Source organism: Rhodoflexus caldus (assembly GCF_021206925.1).
Classification (GTDB): Bacteria; Bacteroidota; Bacteroidia; order Cytophagales; family Thermoflexibacteraceae; genus Rhodoflexus; species Rhodoflexus caldus.
Genome location: NZ_JAJPRF010000003.1, coordinates 52,782 through 75,272 on the forward strand (window position 1 = coordinate 52,782; position 22,491 = coordinate 75,272).

The window sequence follows — 22,491 nt, forward strand, 5'->3', positions numbered from 1 at the left end:
CCTCCCATGAATATCCCACAAGACCTCCACTACACCAAAGACCACGAATGGATTCGCTATGAGGGCGATATTGCCGTTGTCGGCATCACCGACTTTGCACAAGGCGAATTAGGCGACATTGTTTATGTAGATGTCAATACAGTTGGTTCAGAAGTAAAAGCAGGCGATGTATTCGGTACTGTAGAAGCCGTAAAAACCACTTCCGATTTGTTTATGCCCGTAGATGGCGAAGTGCTGGAAGTAAACGAAAGCCTGAACAGCCACCCCGAGCAGGTAAACAACGACCCCTACGGCAACGGCTGGATTGTAAAAATTCGTCCGACGGGCGGCGGCAAAGAGCACCTGATTGATGCAGCAGCCTATGGCGCACTGGTTGGGGCGTAATGTGGTAAAACGTGTAGAGGCACGGCGCACCGTGTCTCTACATTAAACGCGCTAAAACACCCGCCTCAACTGCACTTTAAACTCACTTCGGCGATTGCCTTCTATACGGTCTAAACCTGAGCCAAAAACATTCTGATTCCGCAATTCGGTGAAGGCATAGCGCAGCCACAAGTCTGTTTTCCGACCGATATTGAACTGTGCCATGTAATAGTTGCGAAAGCCGCGCCCGTTATATGCCGGAATGCTGAACGAATACAGCACATCTTTTTCAAAAATATATTGGCGGTTTTCAAAATCATCGGTATCAAACAAGGCAAAGCGGCTGCTGATTTTCACTAATTTGAAGTCCAGTACAATATCCTGTGCGATAGCCAGCCCTTGTGTCATTTTGCCTCCTTCCTGTTGGAAACTGCTCCACTGAATACGGCTGCGCGTAGTTACAAGTTGTTCTGCTTTAAAGTCGGCGTTGAGTTGGAAATTGCGGCGCACCGATGGCACTGCCACGTCCATCATGGTGGTATTGTCGCGCAGGTTGCGACCCTTGGTTTCCTGACGGAACTGCGCGTAAATCGCTACTTTACGGTTCGGCTGATGTGTTACGCGTACCAACCACTCGTTGCCTGTAGAGGGAGCATCTACCAGAAAACGAAGCCACGGGAAACGGAAGATATCGTAGTAGGCGGCAATTGTCCAACGCAGTGTCGGCTTAATTTTAATGCCCCAGTAAGTGCCGTACTCGTTAATCGGGCGCGTGCCTTCGCTGAACGACTGGCCGTAGAATGAATGAAAGTTGCGGTCATAGCGGCGGTAAAGCATGGACATATCTACCTTTGCCGAAAGGCTGCTCACAAAACCTGCCAGTGCTCCCATACCTCCGCTTGCCGAGCGTGCGGCTTCGCCAAAGAAGTTGAAATTGCGGTAGTTGTAGCTGAAAAAGCCGCCGATGTTGTGATTCTGAGTACCGTTGAACTCAAATCGGTTGTAAATTCTGTCCACCGGACGAATGGGAACGCTGAAATTGGTCATCATAGCCGTTCCGCCTGCCTCTACGTTGCCGTCGGGCGAGCGATAAGTGGCTGTAATGCCACCGGTAACTTCACGAATGGCATTTTTACCGTTGAGTTCGCGCTCGGTGCGGTGGAAGCCCGTCGGAATAATGCTGTTGATAAACGCCTCGCCAATAATATCCACATCGCTCACAGTATCGGCAGCAGCAAAGTTTACATTGGCCGAACGGCGGGCAAAAGAAATAAAAGGCGTTACATCTACCTTCCCGAAATTGACAGTAGCGGCAGCCCCGCGGAAAAACCCGTTTTCAATCACACTGGTATAAGGCCGAATGCCTGTGTTGCTGCGGCGAATAGTGGCAACCGTTTCAGCACCTTTGCCAATGGTAAAGCCCGCGGCGAGCAGCATTCCCTGCCCGGCCTGAATGAGGTAATCGCCCAGCATGATGGCTTTCAGCCGCCCGCGGTTATATACCGCCGCATGAGCCGACCAGAAATCCATTCCAAACTGACGGCGTGAAGGATTCCATGCAATGGGTTCGCCGGCATCTTTCTCGGCCGTAAAGCCAATGCTGAAATCGCGCAGGTGGCTGACGCGAAATCGCATATAAATTTTATCGGGAGAGCCGGCATAGCGTATTTGCGGCAGTCCGGAGCGCAGCGTATCACCCGCCCCTAACGGGCGAAATCCGCGCTGCTCTTCCAACACCCGCGAGTGGCGGATGAGCAGGTAGTTGTTTTCTTCACTCAAAATGCGCTGCAAAAGCGTGCGTGTGTCTGCTGCAAATGTGCTTTCGCCTACCACTACAAAAGGCAGAATTTTCTGAATGGTTTCCAAATCAAAACCTTCAATGGCTTGCAGTTCGTAGATGCTGAGCAACTCGCCGTTGCGTTGGCGATAGTCCAGAAATTGCCTGATTTGGTATTGCGATAGTACATACAGGTCGGCTAACTGTTCGTAGTTAGCCCTGTTCAGGTCTAATGGGTTGGTGTATAGCAGGTAGAGCGACTCATAAGCATCTTCGTAGTTGATGTCCTCATCCTGCACGGCAAAAAGGGACTGAATAAACTGATCTAAATCTACTTCCGACTGAAAGCGTTTTTGTTGTGCCGATGCAGCCCAACCAAGCAGAAGCAGCAGCGCTGTAAGTAAGGTTTTTTTCATTCGTCCCATGCTTTTTTGGCAGTTTTCTGCTTTGAAAGATGATAACGCAGCGCCACATGATGCGAAGGCAACAGTTGCGGATGTGTAGAAACCGCATAGCCTGCTTCCAATTGCCTGAAATACAAACTTAACCCAAACGAGCCTGTATTAGGCTGTGTGGCAATACCTGTGCGTATTGCCAGTTTCTCTATGAGGCGATACTCTACGCCAACCTTTGCCCGTGCAGGCATTTCTGCATCTTTTTCTCCTTCTGCATTAATCATCAGCCGTTCGTTGGGGCGATACGAAAGCCCGGCCTTCATCACAGTCGGCAGCCGTTCATCCTGAAAATCGGCTAAACGCGCCTGCGTAAAATTGAAAATATGTGCACCTATCCACAGTTGCCGCGTCAGTTGCCCTACGCCACCCAACTCGAAGGCAAACAGGTTGCGCATCCCCAATCCTTCCATGTTGATTTGTACATAGTTCGCACGCAGCCCAAGGCTGTAGTTGGCAATTTTATGGCTGATACCCAGCGCACCAATCGTTTCGTTGAATAAATTATCGCCGAAGCGCGAGAAAGTAGCCGAAGCCCATGCACCGCCGTACACAGGAGCGGCAATACCCGTGGCTACCGTGTGAAAGCCTGCCGCCTGAAAGCGATTGTCATAAGCTGAAAGAAGCGATGCCTGTGTGTTCCATGCCAGCCCGCCAATGTTGTTAAATGTTGCCCACTCGTCTTGTAACGTAACGGCTGCATTAGCCATACCTGCTGCCCTTGCACCTATGCCATTGGTGCGCCATTGTGCCTGTAAATCACTGATAAAAACGCAATAAAAAAATAGAGTAGCTATCAGCCCCGAGGGTAGGAGTTGTTTCATGCCTGCTTTTTTGTACCGAAAAATTAAATCAATTTGATAGGATTTTGTTTGGTGTGGCTTAAAATTGTAACTTGTTTTGCCTGATTTTATTTTTTTAACCCTCCTTTCCGTATTCGGATGAACAAAATCATAATAGCCATAGACGGGTATTCTGCCTGCGGAAAAAGTTCTACCGCAAAAGCTGTTGCGGCAGCTTTGGGATATAGCTACATAGACAGCGGCGCCATGTACCGCGCCGTTACCCTGTATTTCATACAGCACTACGTCAGCCTTGACAATGAACGTGAAATCAGCCGTGCACTGAATAATATTGAAATAGAATTCCGCATACCGCCCGGCAGAACCGACGGTATCAGCGAAACATACCTCAACGGCCTGAATGTGGAAGAAGAAATCCGCAGTATGTTCGTTTCCGATATGGTGAGCGACGTGAGTAAAATTCCGCAGGTAAGGCGCTTTTTGGTTGCCCAGCAGCAGAAAATGGGTAAAAAGAAAGGCATCGTGATGGACGGTCGCGACATTGGCACGGTCGTATTTCCGCAGGCAGAACTCAAACTGTTCCTCACGGCCGACATTAACGAGCGGGCGCGCCGCCGTCAGGCCGAGCTACTGGCAAAAGAACAGTTGGTCAGCCTCAAAGAAGTGATAGAAAACCTTCAAAAGCGCGACCTGATAGACACTACCCGTGCAGAAAGTCCGCTGCGCAAAGCCGAAGACGCTATTGAGATAGATACCACCTTCGTAACTTTCGACGAGCAGGTAGAAATTGTATTGCGCAAGGCGTACCGCAAAATCATGTATGCAGCTGATGAAGTGAGCCAATAGCGCAATTATTCTTCCAAATCCTACGGCAATATGGAACAAGACATCCGATGGAAGCAAAGGTTTGAAGCATTTGGAAGATGCTATTCATATCAGCAAGCCGAGCGATTTAGAAAAAGAGGAGACTATCCGGCGATTTGAGTTTACGCACGAGCTTGCATGGAAAGTAATGAAAGAATTCTTGGAATACGAAGGCATCTCCGGCATTATAGGTTCACGCAGTGCAACAAGAGAGGCCTTAACAAAGGTTTAACACGAAGGGGCAAATATGGATGGATATAATTGAAAGCCGTAACAGGAGTGTTCATACTTATTTGCCCAACATTTTAGTGCGTGAATACGAATTAATTGTAGAAGTTTACTATCCATTACTGGCGGCCTTTCACGAAAAAATGAAAACATACCTATGAACTTCGGATTAGACCAAGAAACCATTGACAAAATCAATTCGTTTTTTGCCAAATATCCCGAAATAGAAGAGGTTGTCATCTACGATTCGCGTGCCAAAGGGAACTATCGCGAAGGCAGCGAGCGATATAGATATCACCCTGAAAGGAAAAGATGTGAACGACCGAACCCACACCAATATATGGCTGGATATTGACAATTTGAATACTCCCTACCTGTTTGATATTTCCGTTTTTCATACCTTAGAATCCAACAGTTTGCCGGAACACATCAACCACGTCGGAAAAATATTTTACAAAAAAGGCCAATAGTCGCGCCTATGATAAACCTCCAAGAGAACCGCACAACTTCCAATATTATCATTTTGATGATGGCCGTAGTGATTGGTGTCGGTTCTATCATCTACACTAACTCGCTGGTGAGCCGTATTTTGGCACAGGAAGAGCAGCAGACCTCCATTTTTGCCAAAGTACAGGAATACATCGCCACTGTTGAAGCAGGGGAAAATATCAATACGCTGATAGAAGTAATTGACGCCAACTATACCTATCCGGTAATTCTGACCGATGAAAACGACAAGGTATTGGGACATCGCAACATCAGAATTCCCAAAGGAAAAGACTCGCTGGCCTACTTGGCCGCCGAACTTGCCGAAATGAAAGCAGCGCACCCGCCCATTGTGGTAGAGCCTGCCCCCGGCCTAAAAAACCTGATTTACTACAAAAACTCCGATTTGGTAGTGCAGTTGAAGTACTACCCTTACGTAGAACTGCTGATTATCAGCCTGTTTTTCGGGATTGTATATGTGCTGTTCAATGCTTCGCGCAAAGCCGAACAGAACAAAGTATGGGTAGGTCTTGCCAAAGAAACAGCGCATCAGTTAGGAACCCCCATTTCCTCACTCATGGCTTGGATGGAGTATTTCAAAGCCGACGAATCGCTGGATGAGAGTATCATCGGTGAGTTGGAAAAAGACGTGTTAAGGCTGGAAATGATTACGGCGCGTTTTTCAAGCATCGGCTCGCCGCCGGTTCTAAAATTTGAAAACGTAGAACAGTTGGTCAAAGACAACATAGACTACCTGCAAAAGCGCATTTCTACCAAAGTGCAGATTTCTGTTAAAAATCTGGAAGGAATGGCTTTGGGTGCGCCGCTCAACCGAGGTTTATTTGAATGGGTTATTGAAAATATCTGCAAAAATGCGGTGGATGCAATGGGCGGCATAGGCAAAATCAACATTTCGCTCAGCTACACCCGCGACGGTAAACAGGTGCAGATTGACATCTCCGACACAGGGAAAGGTATCCCCAAATCGCTCTGGAAGCAAATTTTCAAACCCGGCTATACCACCAAAAAACGCGGTTGGGGGTTGGGGCTTACCTTAGCCAAACGCATTGTGAAAGACTACCACAAGGGCAACATTTTTGTACTCTCATCAGCGCCCAATGAAGGCACAACGTTCCGCATTTTACTGCCCCGCTTCTGATACCTTGAAGTGTAGGTTTTTTATCGTACTTTGCAGCTATGAGTTTCTTGTATCCGTCGTTTCTCTGGGCGCTGGCGCTCGTGTCCGTGCCGATTATCATACACCTGTTCAATTTTCAGCGCCCCAAGGTGATTTATTTTACCAATGTGGCGTTTTTGCGTGAAGTCAAATCGGTTGCCAATGCGCGCAATCGGCTGAAACACCTGCTGGTGTTGCTGATGCGTTGTTTATTCGTAGCCGCATTGGTAGCGGCTTTTGCGCAACCTTTCATCCCCTATCATCGGGCAGACAACCTGCCTGTGGCAGGCAATCAGGCAGCTATTTACATTGACAACTCATTCAGTATGCAAAATGAGCGCGACGGTAAAAAACTGCTTGACCGTTCGGTAGATTTGGCCTTGCAAATTGTCAAAGGCTTTCCGCAAAACGCGCGGTTTTCGGTACTGAACAACAGCTTTGAAAGCGACCTGAATTTTCTTTTTGAGCCTGCCAAAGCCAATGATTTGATTTCAAAAACCGATTACAGCAATACAGGCAGAACTTTGGAGAGCGTGTATGAACGGCAAAAAAACATCCTTGCCAATGTGGCAGGCAGCGGCAGCCACCATATTTTCTGGCTGACCGACTTTCAGCAAATGCCCGGCAGCGATTTGGAAAAATTAGCCGCCGCGTTAGACAGTGTCAATCGCTTTTACCTGCTGCCACAAGAGGCCAACGACGTTTCCAACGTGTACATTGATTCGGTATGGCTGGAAAATCCCTTTGTGCGCGTAAACGAAAGCAACACGCTCAGCATACGAATGCGCCATTTTGGTACAGAGGCAGCCACCGAACGGTTGGTGCGCCTGTTTATTGAAGGCAAACAGGTATCGGGGGGAACTGTCAGCCTTCAGGCCGGCGAAACGAGCGAACTCAAACTCAACTTTGCCGTAACTTCTGCCGGTCAAAAGCCTTGTCGGGTGGCGGTAGATGACATGCCCGTTGTTTTTGACAACAATTACTACTTTACGCTGAACGTAGCCCCCGAAATCAACATTTTACACATCGTGGAAGGGAAAAGCCCGGCCTATATACCCGATGTTTATGCTAATGAGGCGTTTTTCAAAGTGGAATCGGTAAGCGCCGGCAGTTTGGACTACGCCCGCATCAATGCCGCCAACGTGGTGATTTTGCAAGGTTTGAAAACCATAGATACAGGTTTGCAAACAGCTTTGCGCAACTTTTTGGTGCGGGGCGGGGCGCTGGCGGTATTCCCCGGGCAGGTGTTTGACCCGCAAGCCTATTCGGACTTATTAGGTATCCGAACCGTTTTTATTCCCGATGCGCTCTCTGCGGCGACCTTGAAGCTGCCGATGAATGCCCCCGATTTGCAAGAGCCTTTTTTCAAGGGCATTTTTGAAAAAATGACCGAACAAGGCGAAGCTGCCCGCATGGCAATGCCCGAAGCCAAAGTAAATCTGTCGTGGAGTGGGGCAGGCAGAGACCTTTTGAGTTTGCGTAACGGGCAACCCTATCTCTCATCGTTTGAACTGCTGAACAGCAGGGTTTTCCTTTTTGCCGCACCGCTGGATGCAGCTTTTACCGGATTGCCGCAAAATGCGCTTTTCGTACCGATTATGTACAAAATTGCATTGGCGGGCAAGCGTGGCACCGAACGGCTGGCCTATTCTTTTGCCGAGCCGCTGATTGCCCTGCCTTTGGCAGAAGGGCAGAATTTTTCGCGCAACGATGTGCTGAAGCTCGTACCCGCCGACAATACCGCCACCGACCGCGAGCTGATTCCCGTGCAGCGCTTTGCCGATAACCAACTGATTATTGAATTGCCTAAAACAGAACTGCCCGCGGGCAACTACAACTTAGTGCAACGCAAAAACGGCAATGTGGTAACAGCCCTTGCCCTAAATTATGACAAAGCGGAGTCGCAGTTCAAAACCTACAAAGCCGACGACCTGAAGCGGATATTTGCAGGCCGAAAAAATGTGCAAGTACTGGACGAAGTCAGCGCCCGCGAATTTGCAGGCACATTCAATGCCATGAACCTGAACAAGCCGCTTTGGCGCTACTTCATTATGGCAGCCCTTGCCTTTTTGTTGGTAGAAGTGCTGCTGCTGCGGTTTTGGAAGGGGTGAGCTACGCAACCGACATGCTTATAGTACAGCGGTTGAGTGATTTAGCATATCGCGGTTTGCGCTATTGCCCTTTCAATAACTCCTGTTGCCATTTCCACGCCGAGGCCATCATTTCATTGATGCCAAAACGCGGCTGCCACCCTAAAACAGCGGCTGTTTTGCGGGTGTCGGAATAAATGGCTGCCACATCGCCCGCACGAGGGGGGCCTATGCGGTAATTGAGTTTCATTTGCGCTGCTTGTTCAAAGGCGTGAACAGCTTCCAATACGGTTACGCCTTGCCCCGTTCCCAGATTGAAAACATCGTAATAATGCGGCGAATCCTCTTGGCGGAAAAGATATTCCAACGCCGCAATGTGTGCCTCGGCAATATCGGTAACGTGGATATAGTCGCGGATGCAAGTGCCGTCGCGGGTGGGGTAGGTGTCGCCCGCCACAACGAGTTCCGAACGAAGCCCCGCAGCAGTTTGTGTAATAATCGGTACGAGGTTGAGCATTGTTTGCAGCGCATCCTCGCCAATCAGCCCCGATTCGTGCGCACCTACGGGATTGAAATAACGCAAGGAAATAGCTTTGACGGAGCTTATTTTAGCCGTGTTTTGTACAATTTCTTCGCCCATTTGCTTGGTATTGGCATACGGCGATTCCGCTTTTTTGAATGGTGTAGCCTCGTGAACGGGCAGTTCATCGGCATTGCCGTAAACCGAGCAGGAAGAAGAAAAGATAAAATGATTGACATTTCTTTCCTGACATATTTCCAACAGGTTAATCAGCGAAACAAGGTTGTTGCGGTAATAGCGCAGCGGTTGTTCCACCGACTCGGGAACGGATTTCAGTGCAGCAAAATGAATAACCCCTTGAATATGAGGATTTTCATCAAAAATAGTCGCTGTTGCGGCTTTATCGCAAAGGTCAATGGGATAGTTGCGCACCTGTGTGCCGGTAATTTTTGCAATGCGATTGAGTGTTTCCGGACGTGAGTTTACGAAGTTATCGCATGAGATAACCTCATATTTGCCTTGTTGCAACAGTGCAATAACTGTGTGCGAGCCTATGTAGCCACATCCTCCGGTTACGAGGATGGCAGGTTTTGATGCTGTCATGGAATCATTCAAAAAAAATGAAGTGCCGCCACACAGGGGGCACTTCACAAATATAATCATCAGCGATTTTATTTCAGTAATTCGGTAAGGCGGTCTTCCAATGCCTGCCCGCGGAGGTTTTTATCTATGATGATGCCGTTTTTGTCTAACAGCACCGTCATGGGGATACCCTGAATGCGATAAAGCGGTACAACGGATGATTGCCAGAATTTCAGGTCGGAAACATGAGTCCAAGTCAGCCCGTCGTCTTTGATGGCTTTGAGCCACTGGTCTCTTTCCTTGTCCAACGAAACGCCGAATATTTCAAAATCTTTTCCTTTGAACCTGTTGTACATGCGCACTACGTTCGGGTTTTCGCGGCGGCAGGGGCCACACCACGAAGCCCAGAAGTCAATGAGCACGTATTTGCCGCGCAGCGAGGAGAGCCTGATTTCTTTTCCTTCGGGGTCGTTCAGTGCAATTTCGGGGGCGGGTTGTCCAATGGCGGTTTTGCTGATTTGTTCTAATCGCTTGCCAAAATCAACCACATACTCCGAAGTAGGATGCGCCTGTGCAAGTTTTTGGTGGATTTGCTGCAAAAAAGCTATTTCTTTATCGGCATCGAGCGCACCTGCCACCACAATAGACACAATGGAAGAAGGATTTTGTTCTATCATTTGCTTGGCTTTGCCGATAGCATCGGCAGAAAGTGACTGATAGGCTTCCATCAGTTGCTCTTGCGTCAATTGCCCGTTTACTGCCAAAGCCTGTACGCTGTCGGCCTTTCTGCGGAAAGATTGCTCCAACCCGTAAAAACGCAGCAAATAGTCGGTGTCGGGCGAGCCGCTTACTTTAAATGTGCCATTGGTTTGCCCGGCCGCTTCCACCTTTATTATTGCGGGTTGCGTAATTACCAAATCTCCGAATTGTGTATTGTACACATTCAGCGAATAGAAACCGGGAGATTCTACTTTTACTTCCATGCGAAACTTACCGTTGTCATCGGGCTTGACCGAATCTACGGGGACAGCTTTTTCCAACCCTTGCCTGCTCAGATAAACCATTTTACCGGGTTGCGGATTGGCAATTGTTCCTTCAATAACTGTTACTTCCGCATGTGTATTTTCAGCAGCATTTTGGCAGGCTGCAAGTGCTGCTCCGAACAGTAAAAGGAAAACAGTTTTGCGATTCATCGCTAAAATTAAATTTAAGACAGCATCAAAAATAGGCAAAAAGCACCCGCTTACAGGTGGTTGCCGACCGATTTTGGATTATTTAACATTGATTGCCGGCATCTGTAAGATTGGGAGTTCCTCTCTGCCCAATCTTTCCTAACTTTGCCCTATGACTGCACAAGAGTTGTTGGGGCTGTATGCCAACGATGCGTTTATTCAAAATATCGCCCATCAGATTAACCGAACGGGTACGGGAACTATACCACTGCGCGGCCTTACGGGCAGTCAGGACGCGGTTATTGCTGCAACACTCTATAAAATCAATCCGCAGCCGCAATTGTTTTTGCTGCACGATAAGGAAGAAGCCTACTACTTTTTTAATGACCTTCAAAACCTGCTGAAAGACCAGTTGCGCCCCGGGCAGGAAATATTGTTTTTTCCTACGTCCTACAAGCGGCCTTATCAGTTTCAGGAAGTTGATAACGCAAATATTTTACAGCGGGCAGAGGTACTGAACCGCATCAACCAGACCAAAAACTACCTGCAAGGGGAAATCATTGTGAGTTACCCCGAAGCAATGACCGAAAAAGTAATCAACAAGCGCTCGCTTGTAGAAAATACCTTTCTGGTGAAAATAGGGGAGAAAATCAACGGCGAATTTGTTGCCGAACTGCTGCACAGCTACGATTTTGAGCGCACGGATTTTGTCTATGAACCCGGGCAGTTTGCCGTTCGCGGTGGTATCATAGACGTATTCAGCTATGCCGGCGACCTGCCCTATCGAATAGAATTGTTTGGCGATGAGGTGGAAAGCATCCGCACATTTGACCCCGTTACGCAACTTTCGGTAGCACAGGTACAGTCCATTGCAATCATCCCCAACGTGCAAACCAAACTGCTGCACGAAACTCGGGAGCCGTTTCTGAAATTTATTCCCAAAAACACTCGCATTTGGGTGAAAGACTTGGCTCTTACCTTGGAGGTTTTGCGCAAATATTTTGACAAAGCCACACAAGATTTTGCCGAAATAGTATCGGGCAGCGACATCCAACTGGTTGCCAAACCTGCTGACCTTTTTGAAACCGCAGAGAATTTTAAAGAAGCCCTTCAGTCTTTTGCTGTGTTGGAATTTGGCAAACGATTTACAAGCAAGCACAAAGCCATAGAATTCAGCAGCAAACCGCAACCCTCGTTTAACAAAGATTTCACGCTGATTGCCAAACACTTAGACGAAAATCAACTGCGCGGCATTACCAACGTGCTGGTAGCAGAACAGCATCGGCAATTGGAGCGGCTTCGTACTATTTTTGAGGAAATAGACCCGCAATTGCGTTTCCAAACGCTGCATTTGGCACTGCGCGAAGGCTTTTGCGATGAACTCCTGCAAATAGCCTGCTATACCGACCATCAGTTGTTTGAGCGTTTCCACCGCTACAAAGCCAAAGAGCGATTCTCTAAGTCGCAGGCCATGACCATCCGCGAACTGAAATCGCTGCAAATAGGCGACTACGTAACCCACGTGGACTATGGGGTAGGGCGATTTGCGGGGTTAGAAAAAGTAGAATCTAACGGCAAAGTGCAGGAATCCATCCGACTAGTCTATCGGGACGACGATATTTTATACATTTCCATTCATTCGCTGCACAAAATTGCCAAATATACAGGCAAAGACGGTGCCACACCTCCGCTGAGCAAACTCGGCTCGCCGGAGTGGGAAAACAAAAAGAAGAATGTCAAAAAGAAAGTTCGCGACATTGCCAAGGAGTTAATAAAACTCTATGCCAAGCGCAAAGCCGCACCGGGGTTTGCTTTTTCCAAAGACAATTATTTGCAAATTGAACTGGAAACCTCATTTCTGTATGAGGATACGCCCGACCAAGCAAAAGCTGCCGCCGCCGTTAAGGCAGACATGGAACAGCCCTACCCGATGGACAGGCTCGTTTGCGGCGATGTGGGCTTCGGCAAAACCGAGGTGGCCATTCGTGCAGCCTTTAAAGCTGCCATTGACGGCAAACAGGTTGCCGTATTGGTGCCAACAACCGTACTGGCTATGCAGCACTACAAAACTTTCAGCGAACGCCTGAAAAATTTCCCTGTGCGCGTGGAATACATCAACCGCTTTAAATCTGCCAAAGAAATTAAAGCAACCCTGCAAAACCTTGCCGAAGGTAAAATTGACATTCTGATTGGTACGCACCGCATTGTGAGCCAAGACGTCAAATTCAAGGATTTGGGCTTACTGATTATAGATGAAGAGCAAAAGTTTGGTGTAAAAACCAAAGACCGTCTCAAAGAAATGCGCGTCAATGTGGATGTGCTCACACTTTCGGCAACACCGATTCCGCGCACTTTGCAGTTTTCGCTCATGGGCGCGCGCGACCTTTCCATTATCACCACGCCGCCGCCCAATCGCCAGCCCGTTACTACCGAAATTCACGTGTTCAAAGAAGAGCTCATCCGCGATGCAATCAGCTATGAGTTGCAACGCGGCGGACAGGTGTTTTTCGTACACAACCGCATCGGCGATATTGAAGAAATTGCCAATATTATTCTGCGGCTTGTACCCGATGCCCGCATTGGCATTGCGCACGGGCAAATGGACGGCAAAAAATTAGAAGCCGTGATGATGAAGTTCATTGAGGGTGAGTATGACGTGCTGGTTTCTACCAACATTATTGAAAGCGGCTTGGACATTCCCAATGCCAACACCATTATCATCAATCGGGCACATACTTACGGGCTTTCCGACCTGCACCAGATGCGCGGCCGCGTCGGGCGCTCCAACCGCAAAGCCTTCTGCTACCTGCTTACGCCGCTGATGAGCGGCCTTACGGCAGATTCACGCAAGCGTTTGCAGGTGCTGGAAGAATTCAGCGATTTGGGAGATGGCTTCAAAGTGGCCATGCGCGACTTAGACATCCGCGGCGCAGGCGACCTGCTGGGGGCAGAGCAAAGCGGCTTCATTACCGACATCGGCTTTGAAATGTACCATCAGATTCTGGATGAAGCCATTCAGGAACTGAAAGAAACTGAATTCCGCGAGCTGTTTGAGCGCGAGCTGTCGCTGAAACAAGAGGATTTCGTGAAAGACTGCACCATTGAAACCGACTTTGAAATCATTATACCCGACACGTACGTTTCGGGCATCAGCGAGCGGCTACGCCTCTACACGCAAACAGACAGTATCAAAACCGAGGAGGAATTAGAGCAATTCCGCCAGTCGCTGATAGACCGCTTTGGCCCCATGCCGCGCTCAGTATGGGACTTGCTGCGTACCGTTCAACTGCGCTGGCTGGCGCAAAAAATGGGTTTTGAAAAAATTACGCTCAAAGGCGGTACGCTCAAAGGTTATTTCCTCAATAAGGAATCCTATTTTCAGGGCGAAATTTTCGGGCAGATTATTCGCTATGCCACACGCAACCCCAAAAACTGCCGCCTGAAAGAAACCAACAAAGGCCCTGTGCTGATTATAGAAAACATCACCGATGTGGAAAAGGCTATGCAGGTGATGGAAGATATGACAGGGAAATTACAGGAAGCATAGCTTCAGGCCTGATAGTCGCATTTCCACACCGCTTGATAAAAACTTGTTTCGGTATCAGGCACGCATCAGTTCCGCAAGGCTGTTACCAATCATAGAACCGATGGCGACCCCCATGCCACCCATGCGCACCCCCAAAAATACCTGCGGCAGCGTAGGGTGGGGCTGAACAATCGGCTGTTTGTTCGGCCCGAATGCCATAATACCTGCCCACCGCATGGCAATTCGGAAATCTGTATCGGGCAAGATAACACGGCGCAACTTTTCCTCCAACAAATTCATAATCAGTGGCGTAACTTCAAATTTTGTGGTGGTTTCACCCGCAAAATCGGCATTGCGCCCTCCTCCGAACAGCACGCAATTGCCTACGTTGCGGAAGTAATAGTACCCCTCGTCCATGTGAAACGCACCACGAAAAGGCAAATTCGGGATAGGTTCGGTAATGAGTACCTGCCCGCGGCCAGGGCGCACATCCAATTCGGGGAATAATTCACGGGCAAAAGCATTGGTGCAAACGGCCACCTTTTCAGATTGAAAATCAATACTTTGCGGTAATGTTTGGCATGAAATTACAATTTTCCCCTGTTGTTCATGCAGTTCACGCACTTCACAACCCGTTACAATGTGTACTCCGCGTTCCGCTGCATATTGCCAGAGGCTTTTCATCATTTGCCCTGTATGCAGCATTCCTTCTAAGCAGTTGAAAACCAATGCTTTGCTGTGTTGATGACAAAAGCCGAACTCGCGAATTTTATCGTTATGCAATGTGAATATCTTTTGCTTGAAGAGCTTGAACAGCATGAAATTAACGGCTTCCAAATGTTGCAGGCTGTTCAACTCCTGTTCACCGATGAGTTCATAGCCGCCGACAGGCTCATAGCCGATGCGCTCGTCGCCAAGCCTTTGACGCAGCCGAAGCAGCCCTTTCCATCGCAACTCTACCAGTGCGAGCATTTCCTCTTCGGACATGGTTTGCAGGTCGGCCAGCAGTTCGGTCAGGCTACCGAAGCAGGCAAAACCCGCATTTTTGGAGCTTGCTCCCGTAGGCAATGCACCGCGTTCAATCAATAAAATGCGCTTGTCGGGTTGGCTTTCTGCCAGCGCTGCGGCGGTTGAAAGCCCGACAATTCCTCCGCCGATTACTGCGTAGTCGTAATCGGTAAATGATGCTTTTTCCCAAAAACTCAGCATTGTCAGTTTACGTTATCTCCGCGCAAAGTACGGAAACGGCGGCGAGCTTCCGCTGTGTAGATGCTTCCTTTGTATTTTATCAGTACGTCCTGATAGAGTTGCATGGCCGTTGCTTTGTCTTTCAGGTTTTCTTCCTGAATTTTTGCCATTGTGAATAAGGCATCGTCTGCCAGAATATCATCGCCGTATTCTTCCACAATTTTTTTCAGCCGGTCTATTGCCTGCCCAAACTGACCGCGTTTCAAATAAATATTGGCCTGTGCCCAATAAATTTCATCGGTCAGCGAATGGTTAGGGTAGGTGAGGAGCATTTTATCGTATCGGGCAAGTGCTTCGTCAAATTTATTTTGAAATACCAGCAATTCAATGGCCGAAAACTCGCGAAGGGTAGTTTCGGCTGTATCCAATTCCAGATTGTCTCCAATTAGCAGTGAAAGTTGCATGGCATCATTGGCAATTTCACGCGAGGTAGCTTCTTTGAGCACGTCCAGATATTCTTTGGCAAACTCAAAATCGCCTTTAAAATAGGAGAGGCGGGCATTGCGCAACTTTGCCAACTGTCCGATGTTGGTATTTTTTTCGGCTTTTTCAACTTGGGCATAGAACAGCGTGCTTTCCCAAGGTTCGCCTTTGAGCAGGTAAATATCTCCCAAATCCAATTTTGCCTGCGCGATAATATCGCGTTTATTGGCTATTGCAGGCGAAATTACAATCTGTTCCAATACTTTAATGGCAGTATCTTTATTGTCTAAATAGAAAGCCTGCAACAGTGCCATGCTTCGGGCAGCCTCGGCGGTGGACTCCCGTAAGCCCACTTCTGTAAGCATTTTGGTATAATCATTTACCAATTGTCTGATTTTCACCATATCAACGGGAAAGGTATTTTTAATTACCTCTTCACGCGATTTAATCAACATTCTGCGCGCCACAGGATAGAGGTCGCCGGAGGGGTAGCGCTCTATCATATATTCAAAAATTTTAATGGCATTCTGAAAGTCTTTGTTCTCAACGGCAATCATGCCAAGGTCGTAAAGCCCCATGCCTTCTAATTTTTTGCGGCGGTCAATGGCTTTTGCCTGCACCAATGCTTTGCCAAACTCTTTGAGTTGTATGTAGTACCAAAGCATCATTTCATTATAGACGATTTGGTCGGGGTACTTTTGCAAATAGCGTATCAGAATACCTTCCATTTTGGCGAAAGCATCTTCATCCCGAATGCGGGATTGCAACACGCTTTGCACGTAATCCAATTGCCGTTCGCCTTCGGTGAGCAACTCCATGTATTCCTCAATCATTTTATCTACTTTGCCCGAAAGCGAGTAAAGCACCGCCAACTCATAAATAAACTTATCATTGCCGTTTTTCCGGCCAATCAGATAGAGTTGCTCGGCGTAGTCAAACAGGTTGGCATTAATGAAATAGCGAGCTGCATACTTAATCAGGTTGTCATCTTTTCGCACGGCAGCAATGAAGGATTCAAAGTGCTTTTGTGCTTCCTCACGCCGCCCCATCAGCCCCAGCACAACGCCGTAGTCCACATTGAACAAGCCTTCGGTCGGGTAGGCTTTCACTTGCCGGCGCAGATATTTTTCGGCTTCGTCCAATTGCTGCAATTTCAGCATTGCATCCAAATAGTTTTTATGTATCTCATATACATACTGCTTATTGCGCGCCAATTTGGAGTAGATAGTCAAGGCCTTTTCAAACTCGCCATTTGTATAATATTCGTTGGCGAGTTCCAACTCATCTTGTGCCTGTGCTTGCAGCAGAAATCCTAATACGCAAACGAGCGGTAATAACCATTTTTTTGCGTTGTTCACTACATAAAGCATATACAAATAATTCTAATTGATTTTAATAATTAATTGAGGTTTATTGTTGAGCCGTGTATTAGTTGAATGGCCCTCGCTTTTGCCGTACTGTTCATTGCATTTTAATTATCTGAATAGGTAGTTCATCATAAAATGTACACTAACCGTGTTGTTATTAGCAAGTTAGCTTATTTATTCAACGAATTATTCAAATGTGAAGTTCGCTGTTCATCTTTTTAAATTTGGTGGCACACGTGAATAACCATTGTGGAAGGATGAATAAATCATGGCAAGTCGTGTATAGCAAAACAGGTATCACCTGCCTTTTTCACAGATGATACCTGTTTGTTCATGCCTGTACACTATGCTGTTCAAGATTTGTTCAAGGGAAACTTATTTGGGCGCGCGTACAGGAATTTGTTCTTTACTTGTGTCTATAATATTGTCTTCGTAGTCCCACTTGGGTTTTACTTTGATGACTTCGCCAAAAACATAAACAGGCTCGGGGAGAATCCCTTTGGAAGGGTTGCCCGCATCCCATTTACCGTTGTTGTTCAGGTCTCCGATAATGCGAATGCGTTTATCTCCCGGGGTAACATATTCAAACTTGAAGTTCTTCGTATTGAATAGCTCTTGCTCTACGCTGAATTTGTCGGAGGTGAGCTGCACAATAAAATGCGGATAGTCGGTTCGTACCTCTCCGCTGATGGTAGCCAAGTCGTTGGGGTCGCGCTCTTTGTAACTGATTTCTTTGCCTTTCAATGTATCGGACTCTACGGAAATGAAAGCGTTTTTCCCGATTTTCATTTTGAATTCTTTGACGTTCTTGCCCAAATCTTTTTGGATGGTAAGTCGTGTAAAATTGGGATTCCAAGAGTAGTCTGCGGGCGTAAGTTTCTGCTTTTTGAGTGTATCTTTATTTGTAAAGACCTGATAATCAATGCTATCCATAGTAAATTCGCTAACGGGTTTATTAAAAACCAATTCAAATTTGAGCTTATGAATAGCCGGAGTAACCAAAGCTCCGCCTGCGGGAAATTCTTTGACCTCAAAGGGTGCTTTGCGGACATTTTTTTCTTTGGATACATCTGCAAAATAGACATTGAGCGTATCCGTAATGCGGTTCCCGGCCGAGTCTTGTGCAGTTAAATAGATTTTACTGCTGTCGCCTATGTTATAGGCTTCGGTGCGGAAAAATCGGATAGCATCGTTCTCGATCATCCATCGGGTTTTATTTGCAAAGTCTGCGTCAGCATACTGTACCTCTGACATCTGCAAACCTTTATTGAATTTGACCTCGTAATATTGACGCACGGCGCGCGCCTGTGTACGGCGAAAAGGACGGGTATCGTATCGTACCGTTTGCAGATTGACTATTCTGAAAGAGCGATTGACTAAATCAACCGGTACGGAGTCCATGCCGATTGCTTCTTGTGTGTTGTTGTAAATCAAATCGCTTTTAGTGCCTTCCTGCAAAGCATAAATTTTGTAGCGGTCGGGTTTAATATTTTTCAGATGGAACTTGCCCAAAGAGTCGGTTCTGGTTTGGTAAAGCGGCTTATGCTTGAAAATATCTAAGGTATCGTTCAGGCGGTAGAGTAGTACAGAGGCCTTGATTTCCGGCTGACCGGTTTGCAGTTGGGTTACTCTACCGCTGATATTTGCCGTATCTATTTGTTCTCCTGTACTGAAAGCGATGCGCAGATTTTCCGCTTTGTTGCGCTCATTTACATCTTGTACGGTTTCACCGAAGTCAAGCACATAGGTAGTTTGTGGCTCGAAGGGTTCTTCAAATATCAGTGTCAGAATATTTTTATTGAGTTTAAACTCATAATCACCTTTGATGGTAGGCGTGATAATGAGCCCTGATTTCAGGCTTTTCAGCTCAATATATTCATCAAATGCTAACTTAATAATTTTGCCGTTGAACTGTACACTTTGGTCTTTGGGGATACTGAATAGCAATTGCGGCGGCGTTTCATCTTTGGGGCCGCCTGAGGGCGGAGTACCCATGTTGGCACATGCAGCCAGCAGACACAACATGAATACTCCGATAATAATTTTTTGTAACATGAGTTATTTGTCTAAATAGACCATTATAATGGATATATCCGCAGGAGAAATACCACTGATACGCGAAGCCTGTCCCAAGGTTTGGGGGCGCATACGGCTCAATTTTTCACGAGCTTCGTTAGAGAGTGCCTTTATTTCCTGATAGTTGAGTGTTGGGTGCAATTTAATATTGTCTAAGTTGCTTAAACGCACGGCAACACGTTCTTCTTTTTCAATGTATGTATCGTATTTAATCAGGATTTCTGCTTGCTCCACTGCTTCGGGAGTATATTTTTTGAGCTCTTCGCCTATTTCTCTGTCTATTTGCGCCAGTTGTTGCAGCGTAATTTCAGGGCGTTTCACAATTTGTTCTGCCTTAATTTTTTGCGTCAGTAGTGCAGAGCCAAGCGCTTGCAATCCGCCATTGACTTCTTCCGGAGCTACGCCTTTTTGTTTCAGGTATTGCAACACCTTTTCCGTGTCGCTTTTTTTGCGCAGCATATTCCGGTAGCGTTGTTCGTCGGCAAGCCCTAATTGATAACCTTTTTCGGTAAGACGCAAATCGGCATTGTCCTGTCTAAGCAAGATGCGGTACTCTGCGCGGGAGGTAAACATGCGGTAAGGTTCTTCGGTGCCTTTATTTACCAAATCATCTATCAGTACGCCGATGTATGCTTCCGAGCGTTGTAATATAAAAGGTTCTTTTTCAAAAACTTTGTTGTATGCATTGATACCGGCAATCAGTCCTTGACAGGCTGCTTCTTCATAGCCTGTCGTTCCGTTAATTTGTCCGGCGAAATAGAGGTTTTCTACCAATCTTGTTTCCAGCGTTAGTTTAAGCTGTGTTGGCGGAAAATAGTCATACTCAATAGCGTAGCCGGGGCGGAACATTTTTGCATTTTCAAAGCCGGGTATCATCCGCAGGGCTTTGTATTGAACGTCTTCGGGTAATGACGTAGAAAAGCCATTTACATATACCTCTACTGTTTCCCAGCCTTCGGGTTCTACAAATATCTGATGGCGGTCGCGTTCGGCAAAACGATTGACCTTATCTTCAATAGAGGGGCAGTAGCGCGGCCCGATGGACTGTATGGTACCATTGAACATTGGCGAGCGGTCAAAACCGGAGGCCAGTGTGCTGTGCACTTGTGGATTGGTATAAGTAATATAGCAACTTCTTTGGTTGAGAAGGGGCGGAGTGTCTGTATAAGAGAATTTACCTGCCGGTTCATCGCCTTTTTGCTCTTCCATGGCTGCATAGTTGAGGGTGCGCCCATCTACGCGCGGAGGTGTGCCGGTTTTCATTCTTCCTGCCTCGAAACCAAGACTTACCAACTGTTCGGTAATACCAAACGCTGCTTTTTCACCGGTTCTTCCTCCACCAAACTGTTTTTCACCAATATGGATAAGCCCATTGAGGAAAGTACCATTCGTCAGAATTACTGCTTTTGCCTCAAAAGTAATACCGATACCTGTTTTTATTCCTTTAACTCTCCCCTGTTCTACTACCAGTCCTGTAACCATTTCCTGCCAGAAATCTACATTGGGATTTTGTTCCAATGCCAGCCGCCAAGCTTCTGCAAACCTCATGCGGTCGCTTTGCGCACGCGGACTCCACATGGCAGGCCCTTTGGAGCGATTGAGCATCCGAAATTGAATCATGGTTTTGTCGGTAATAATTCCCGACATACCACCCAGTGCATCAATTTCGCGTACGATTTGCCCTTTGGCAACTCCCCCCATGGCCGGGTTGCAACTCATTTGGGCAATCGTTTGCATATTCATGGTTGCAAGCAATACTTTTGCGCCCATGGTAGCTGCTGCATAAGCTGCCTCACAACCGGCATGGCCTGCTCCTACTACTATGATGTCATATTTTGGATACATCGCTGATTCTGTTTTGATTACACAAAATTAGCATATAATCTGATAAGTAAGCAGTTACAACAAATAGCATCTTTGCCATAAGCAACCAATGTGCAAAGTTTTATATCCTTATTCTACGGAAGCTCTGTTTTAAGAGGAAATCGTATCACACAACTGCGCGGATTTTATCAGCCGATATGAGTCAATACTGCTTGGGATGTTTATAAATAAATAAATCCGAATAAACTCACGGCATTATCCGCATTCAAAAAAGGAATCTAATAAGGGAGTGAGCAGTTTAAACTGACTTTTCAAATTTACCGCCAAGCCCGCTGAGTGTTTTTATGATAAATCTTTTCTTTGTGCACACTGCGGTTAAACCTTTGCGCACTCCGCGGTAAAAAGGAACGTGTTAATCTGCTCACCTGCTTAAAGTTAGCTGCTTACTTAAACAATCAAGGTAATGTTCCACGTGGAACATTACCTTGGATTAGTTTTTATAAGGATTGATTCGGTTTTTATATTAAAGCGATAAAATGCGTCTTGTTCCACGTGGAACATTAATTTTCTTGATTCATGGCTGCAGCGGCTTTGGCTTCTGCAGCAGCTTTCAGCATATTATCTAAAATTTGAAGACAGTTATCTTCTTCTTTACGCATAATTTTTTGGTCGCTGGCATTTTTGTCTTTAAATCCGCATAAGTGAAGTACACCATGTATCATTACGCGTGCTAATTCGTTCAGCATTTCTTTGTTGTATTTCTGCGCATTTTCAGTAACGCGTTCTATACTAATGAAAACATCGCCTGAAATTTCGTTGGAACCCGGTTCTGAATTATCAAAAGTAATAATATCAGTTAGAGTGTCGTGGTTCAGATACTGCATATTGATGCTATGCAGGTAATGGTCGGAACAGAAAATGTAGTTTAGTTCACCGACTTTTTTGTTGTACACATTTTCAACCATATGAGCCACCCATTCTTTGTAAACCTTTTTGGATGGCAGTTTGAAAATGATGTTTTCTGTGAAGAAATGCACTTTTTTACTCATGTCGTTGAGAATTTTGGGTTTTGATAATAAAAGTAGTAGGTAGTTTTAGGTCAAATAAAATGTCAGGTTTACTTGGCTGCCTTGCGATAGAAATTCAACTTCATCGGCAAGGTGTTTAATGATAAATATTCCTCGCCCACCGGGTTGCAGTAGGTTCTCCGGTGCAGTAGGGTCTGGCAGGTTGTTATAGTTAAAACCTTTTCCTTCGTCTTTAATGGAAAAGGATATTTTTTTGTCGTCTATGTGCATGGATAAATCAACCAGCTTCTTATGGTCTGAGCGGTTGCCATGGATGATAGCATTATTAACCGATTCTGTTACGGCAATCATGATGTTGCCATAGATATCATCATTGATATGCAGTTGTTCTTTCAGCTCTTCTATAAACTGTTCTACCACTCTGACATTTTCAGGTATAGAAGGTATGCGTAGCTGTTGTACTGCGTTCATAGTTATTTTTCGGT

Annotated in this window: 17 protein-coding genes; 7 read left to right on the top strand and 10 right to left on the bottom strand. The window is 46.6% G+C overall.

Going from position 1 to position 22,491, the window contains the following annotated elements; translation table 11 throughout:
* Positions 1 to 6: 6 nt before the first annotated feature.
* The gene (gcvH, locus tag NDK19_RS04475) at positions 7 to 384 is read left to right on the top strand and encodes a glycine cleavage system protein GcvH (RefSeq protein ID WP_250630650.1); all 378 of its coding nucleotides are present in this window, start codon (positions 7 to 9) and stop codon (positions 382 to 384) included.
* A 51-nt stretch (positions 385 to 435) separates the two neighbouring features.
* Here gcvH and NDK19_RS04480 read toward each other — a convergent pair whose 3' ends face one another.
* Positions 436 to 2,556 carry a ComEA family DNA-binding protein gene (locus NDK19_RS04480; RefSeq protein ID WP_250630651.1) on the bottom strand — a complete coding sequence of 707 codons (2,121 nt, stop codon included), beginning with the start codon at positions 2,554 to 2,556 and terminating at the stop codon, positions 436 to 438.
* On the bottom strand, positions 2,553 to 3,416 hold the full coding sequence (locus NDK19_RS04485) for a hypothetical protein (protein ID WP_250630652.1): 864 nt from the start codon (positions 3,414 to 3,416) through the stop codon (positions 2,553 to 2,555). The genes NDK19_RS04480 and NDK19_RS04485 overlap by 4 nt, the downstream gene beginning before the upstream one ends.
* Before the next feature lie 117 nt (positions 3,417 to 3,533).
* Here NDK19_RS04485 and cmk point away from each other — a divergent pair, with 117 nt between their 5' ends.
* The 5 genes from cmk to NDK19_RS04510 all read left to right on the top strand — a co-directional run bounded on the left by cmk (position 3,534) and on the right by NDK19_RS04510 (position 8,261).
* A complete protein-coding gene (gene cmk, locus NDK19_RS04490) occupies positions 3,534 to 4,241 on the top strand; it encodes a (d)CMP kinase (RefSeq protein ID WP_250630653.1) in 708 nt (235 codons plus the stop codon).
* A 61-nt stretch (positions 4,242 to 4,302) separates the two neighbouring features.
* Complete coding sequence (locus NDK19_RS04495) at positions 4,303 to 4,491, top strand: nucleotidyltransferase substrate binding protein (protein ID WP_250630654.1); 189 nt, start codon at positions 4,303 to 4,305, stop codon at positions 4,489 to 4,491.
* A 153-nt stretch (positions 4,492 to 4,644) separates the two neighbouring features.
* Positions 4,645 to 4,842, top strand: coding sequence for a nucleotidyltransferase domain-containing protein (locus NDK19_RS04500; protein ID WP_250630655.1), 198 nt, complete (start codon positions 4,645 to 4,647; stop codon positions 4,840 to 4,842).
* A gap of 123 nt (positions 4,843 to 4,965) precedes the next feature.
* Positions 4,966 to 6,132: a sensor histidine kinase gene (locus NDK19_RS04505; protein ID WP_250630656.1), complete on the top strand. Its 1,167-nt coding sequence runs from the start codon at positions 4,966 to 4,968 to the stop codon at positions 6,130 to 6,132.
* A 38-nt stretch (positions 6,133 to 6,170) separates the two neighbouring features.
* Positions 6,171 to 8,261, top strand: a complete 2,091-nt coding sequence (locus tag NDK19_RS04510; RefSeq protein WP_250630657.1) for a BatA domain-containing protein — start codon at positions 6,171 to 6,173, stop codon at positions 8,259 to 8,261.
* A gap of 61 nt (positions 8,262 to 8,322) precedes the next feature.
* Here the strand turns inward: NDK19_RS04510 and galE are convergent, their stop codons facing one another.
* On the bottom strand, positions 8,323 to 9,363 hold the full coding sequence (gene galE, locus NDK19_RS04515) for a UDP-glucose 4-epimerase GalE (RefSeq protein WP_250630658.1): 1,041 nt from the start codon (positions 9,361 to 9,363) through the stop codon (positions 8,323 to 8,325).
* Positions 9,364 to 9,431: 68 nt separating this feature from the next.
* The gene (locus NDK19_RS04520) at positions 9,432 to 10,535 is read right to left on the bottom strand and encodes a TlpA disulfide reductase family protein (RefSeq protein WP_250630659.1); all 1,104 of its coding nucleotides are present in this window, start codon (positions 10,533 to 10,535) and stop codon (positions 9,432 to 9,434) included.
* A gap of 151 nt (positions 10,536 to 10,686) precedes the next feature.
* Here NDK19_RS04520 and mfd point away from each other — a divergent pair, with 151 nt between their 5' ends.
* Positions 10,687 to 14,061, top strand: a complete 3,375-nt coding sequence (gene mfd, locus NDK19_RS04525; RefSeq protein ID WP_250630660.1) for a transcription-repair coupling factor — start codon at positions 10,687 to 10,689, stop codon at positions 14,059 to 14,061.
* A 54-nt stretch (positions 14,062 to 14,115) separates the two neighbouring features.
* Here the strand turns inward: mfd and NDK19_RS04530 are convergent, their stop codons facing one another.
* From NDK19_RS04530 to NDK19_RS04555, 6 genes are all read right to left on the bottom strand, one after another.
* The gene (locus NDK19_RS04530) at positions 14,116 to 15,249 is read right to left on the bottom strand and encodes an NAD(P)/FAD-dependent oxidoreductase (protein WP_250630661.1); all 1,134 of its coding nucleotides are present in this window, start codon (positions 15,247 to 15,249) and stop codon (positions 14,116 to 14,118) included.
* A 2-nt stretch (positions 15,250 to 15,251) separates the two neighbouring features.
* Positions 15,252 to 17,081 (bottom strand): tetratricopeptide repeat protein, encoded by a 1,830-nt coding sequence (locus NDK19_RS04535; RefSeq protein ID WP_250630662.1) that lies wholly within the window; start codon positions 17,079 to 17,081, stop codon positions 15,252 to 15,254.
* 372 nt (positions 17,082 to 17,453) lie between these two features.
* Positions 17,454 to 19,133 carry an Ig-like domain-containing protein gene (locus tag NDK19_RS04540; RefSeq protein WP_250630663.1) on the bottom strand — a complete coding sequence of 560 codons (1,680 nt, stop codon included), beginning with the start codon at positions 19,131 to 19,133 and terminating at the stop codon, positions 17,454 to 17,456.
* A 3-nt stretch (positions 19,134 to 19,136) separates the two neighbouring features.
* Positions 19,137 to 20,999: a tRNA uridine-5-carboxymethylaminomethyl(34) synthesis enzyme MnmG gene (gene mnmG, locus NDK19_RS04545; RefSeq protein WP_250630664.1), complete on the bottom strand. Its 1,863-nt coding sequence runs from the start codon at positions 20,997 to 20,999 to the stop codon at positions 19,137 to 19,139.
* Positions 21,000 to 21,538: 539 nt separating this feature from the next.
* Entirely contained in the window at positions 21,539 to 22,027 is a 489-nt protein-coding gene (gene ybeY / locus NDK19_RS04550; protein WP_250630665.1) for an rRNA maturation RNase YbeY, read from the bottom strand.
* 45 nt (positions 22,028 to 22,072) lie between these two features.
* Positions 22,073 to 22,477: an ATP-binding protein gene (locus tag NDK19_RS04555; protein ID WP_250630666.1), complete on the bottom strand. Its 405-nt coding sequence runs from the start codon at positions 22,475 to 22,477 to the stop codon at positions 22,073 to 22,075.
* Between the last annotated feature and the right edge of the window lie 14 nt (positions 22,478 to 22,491).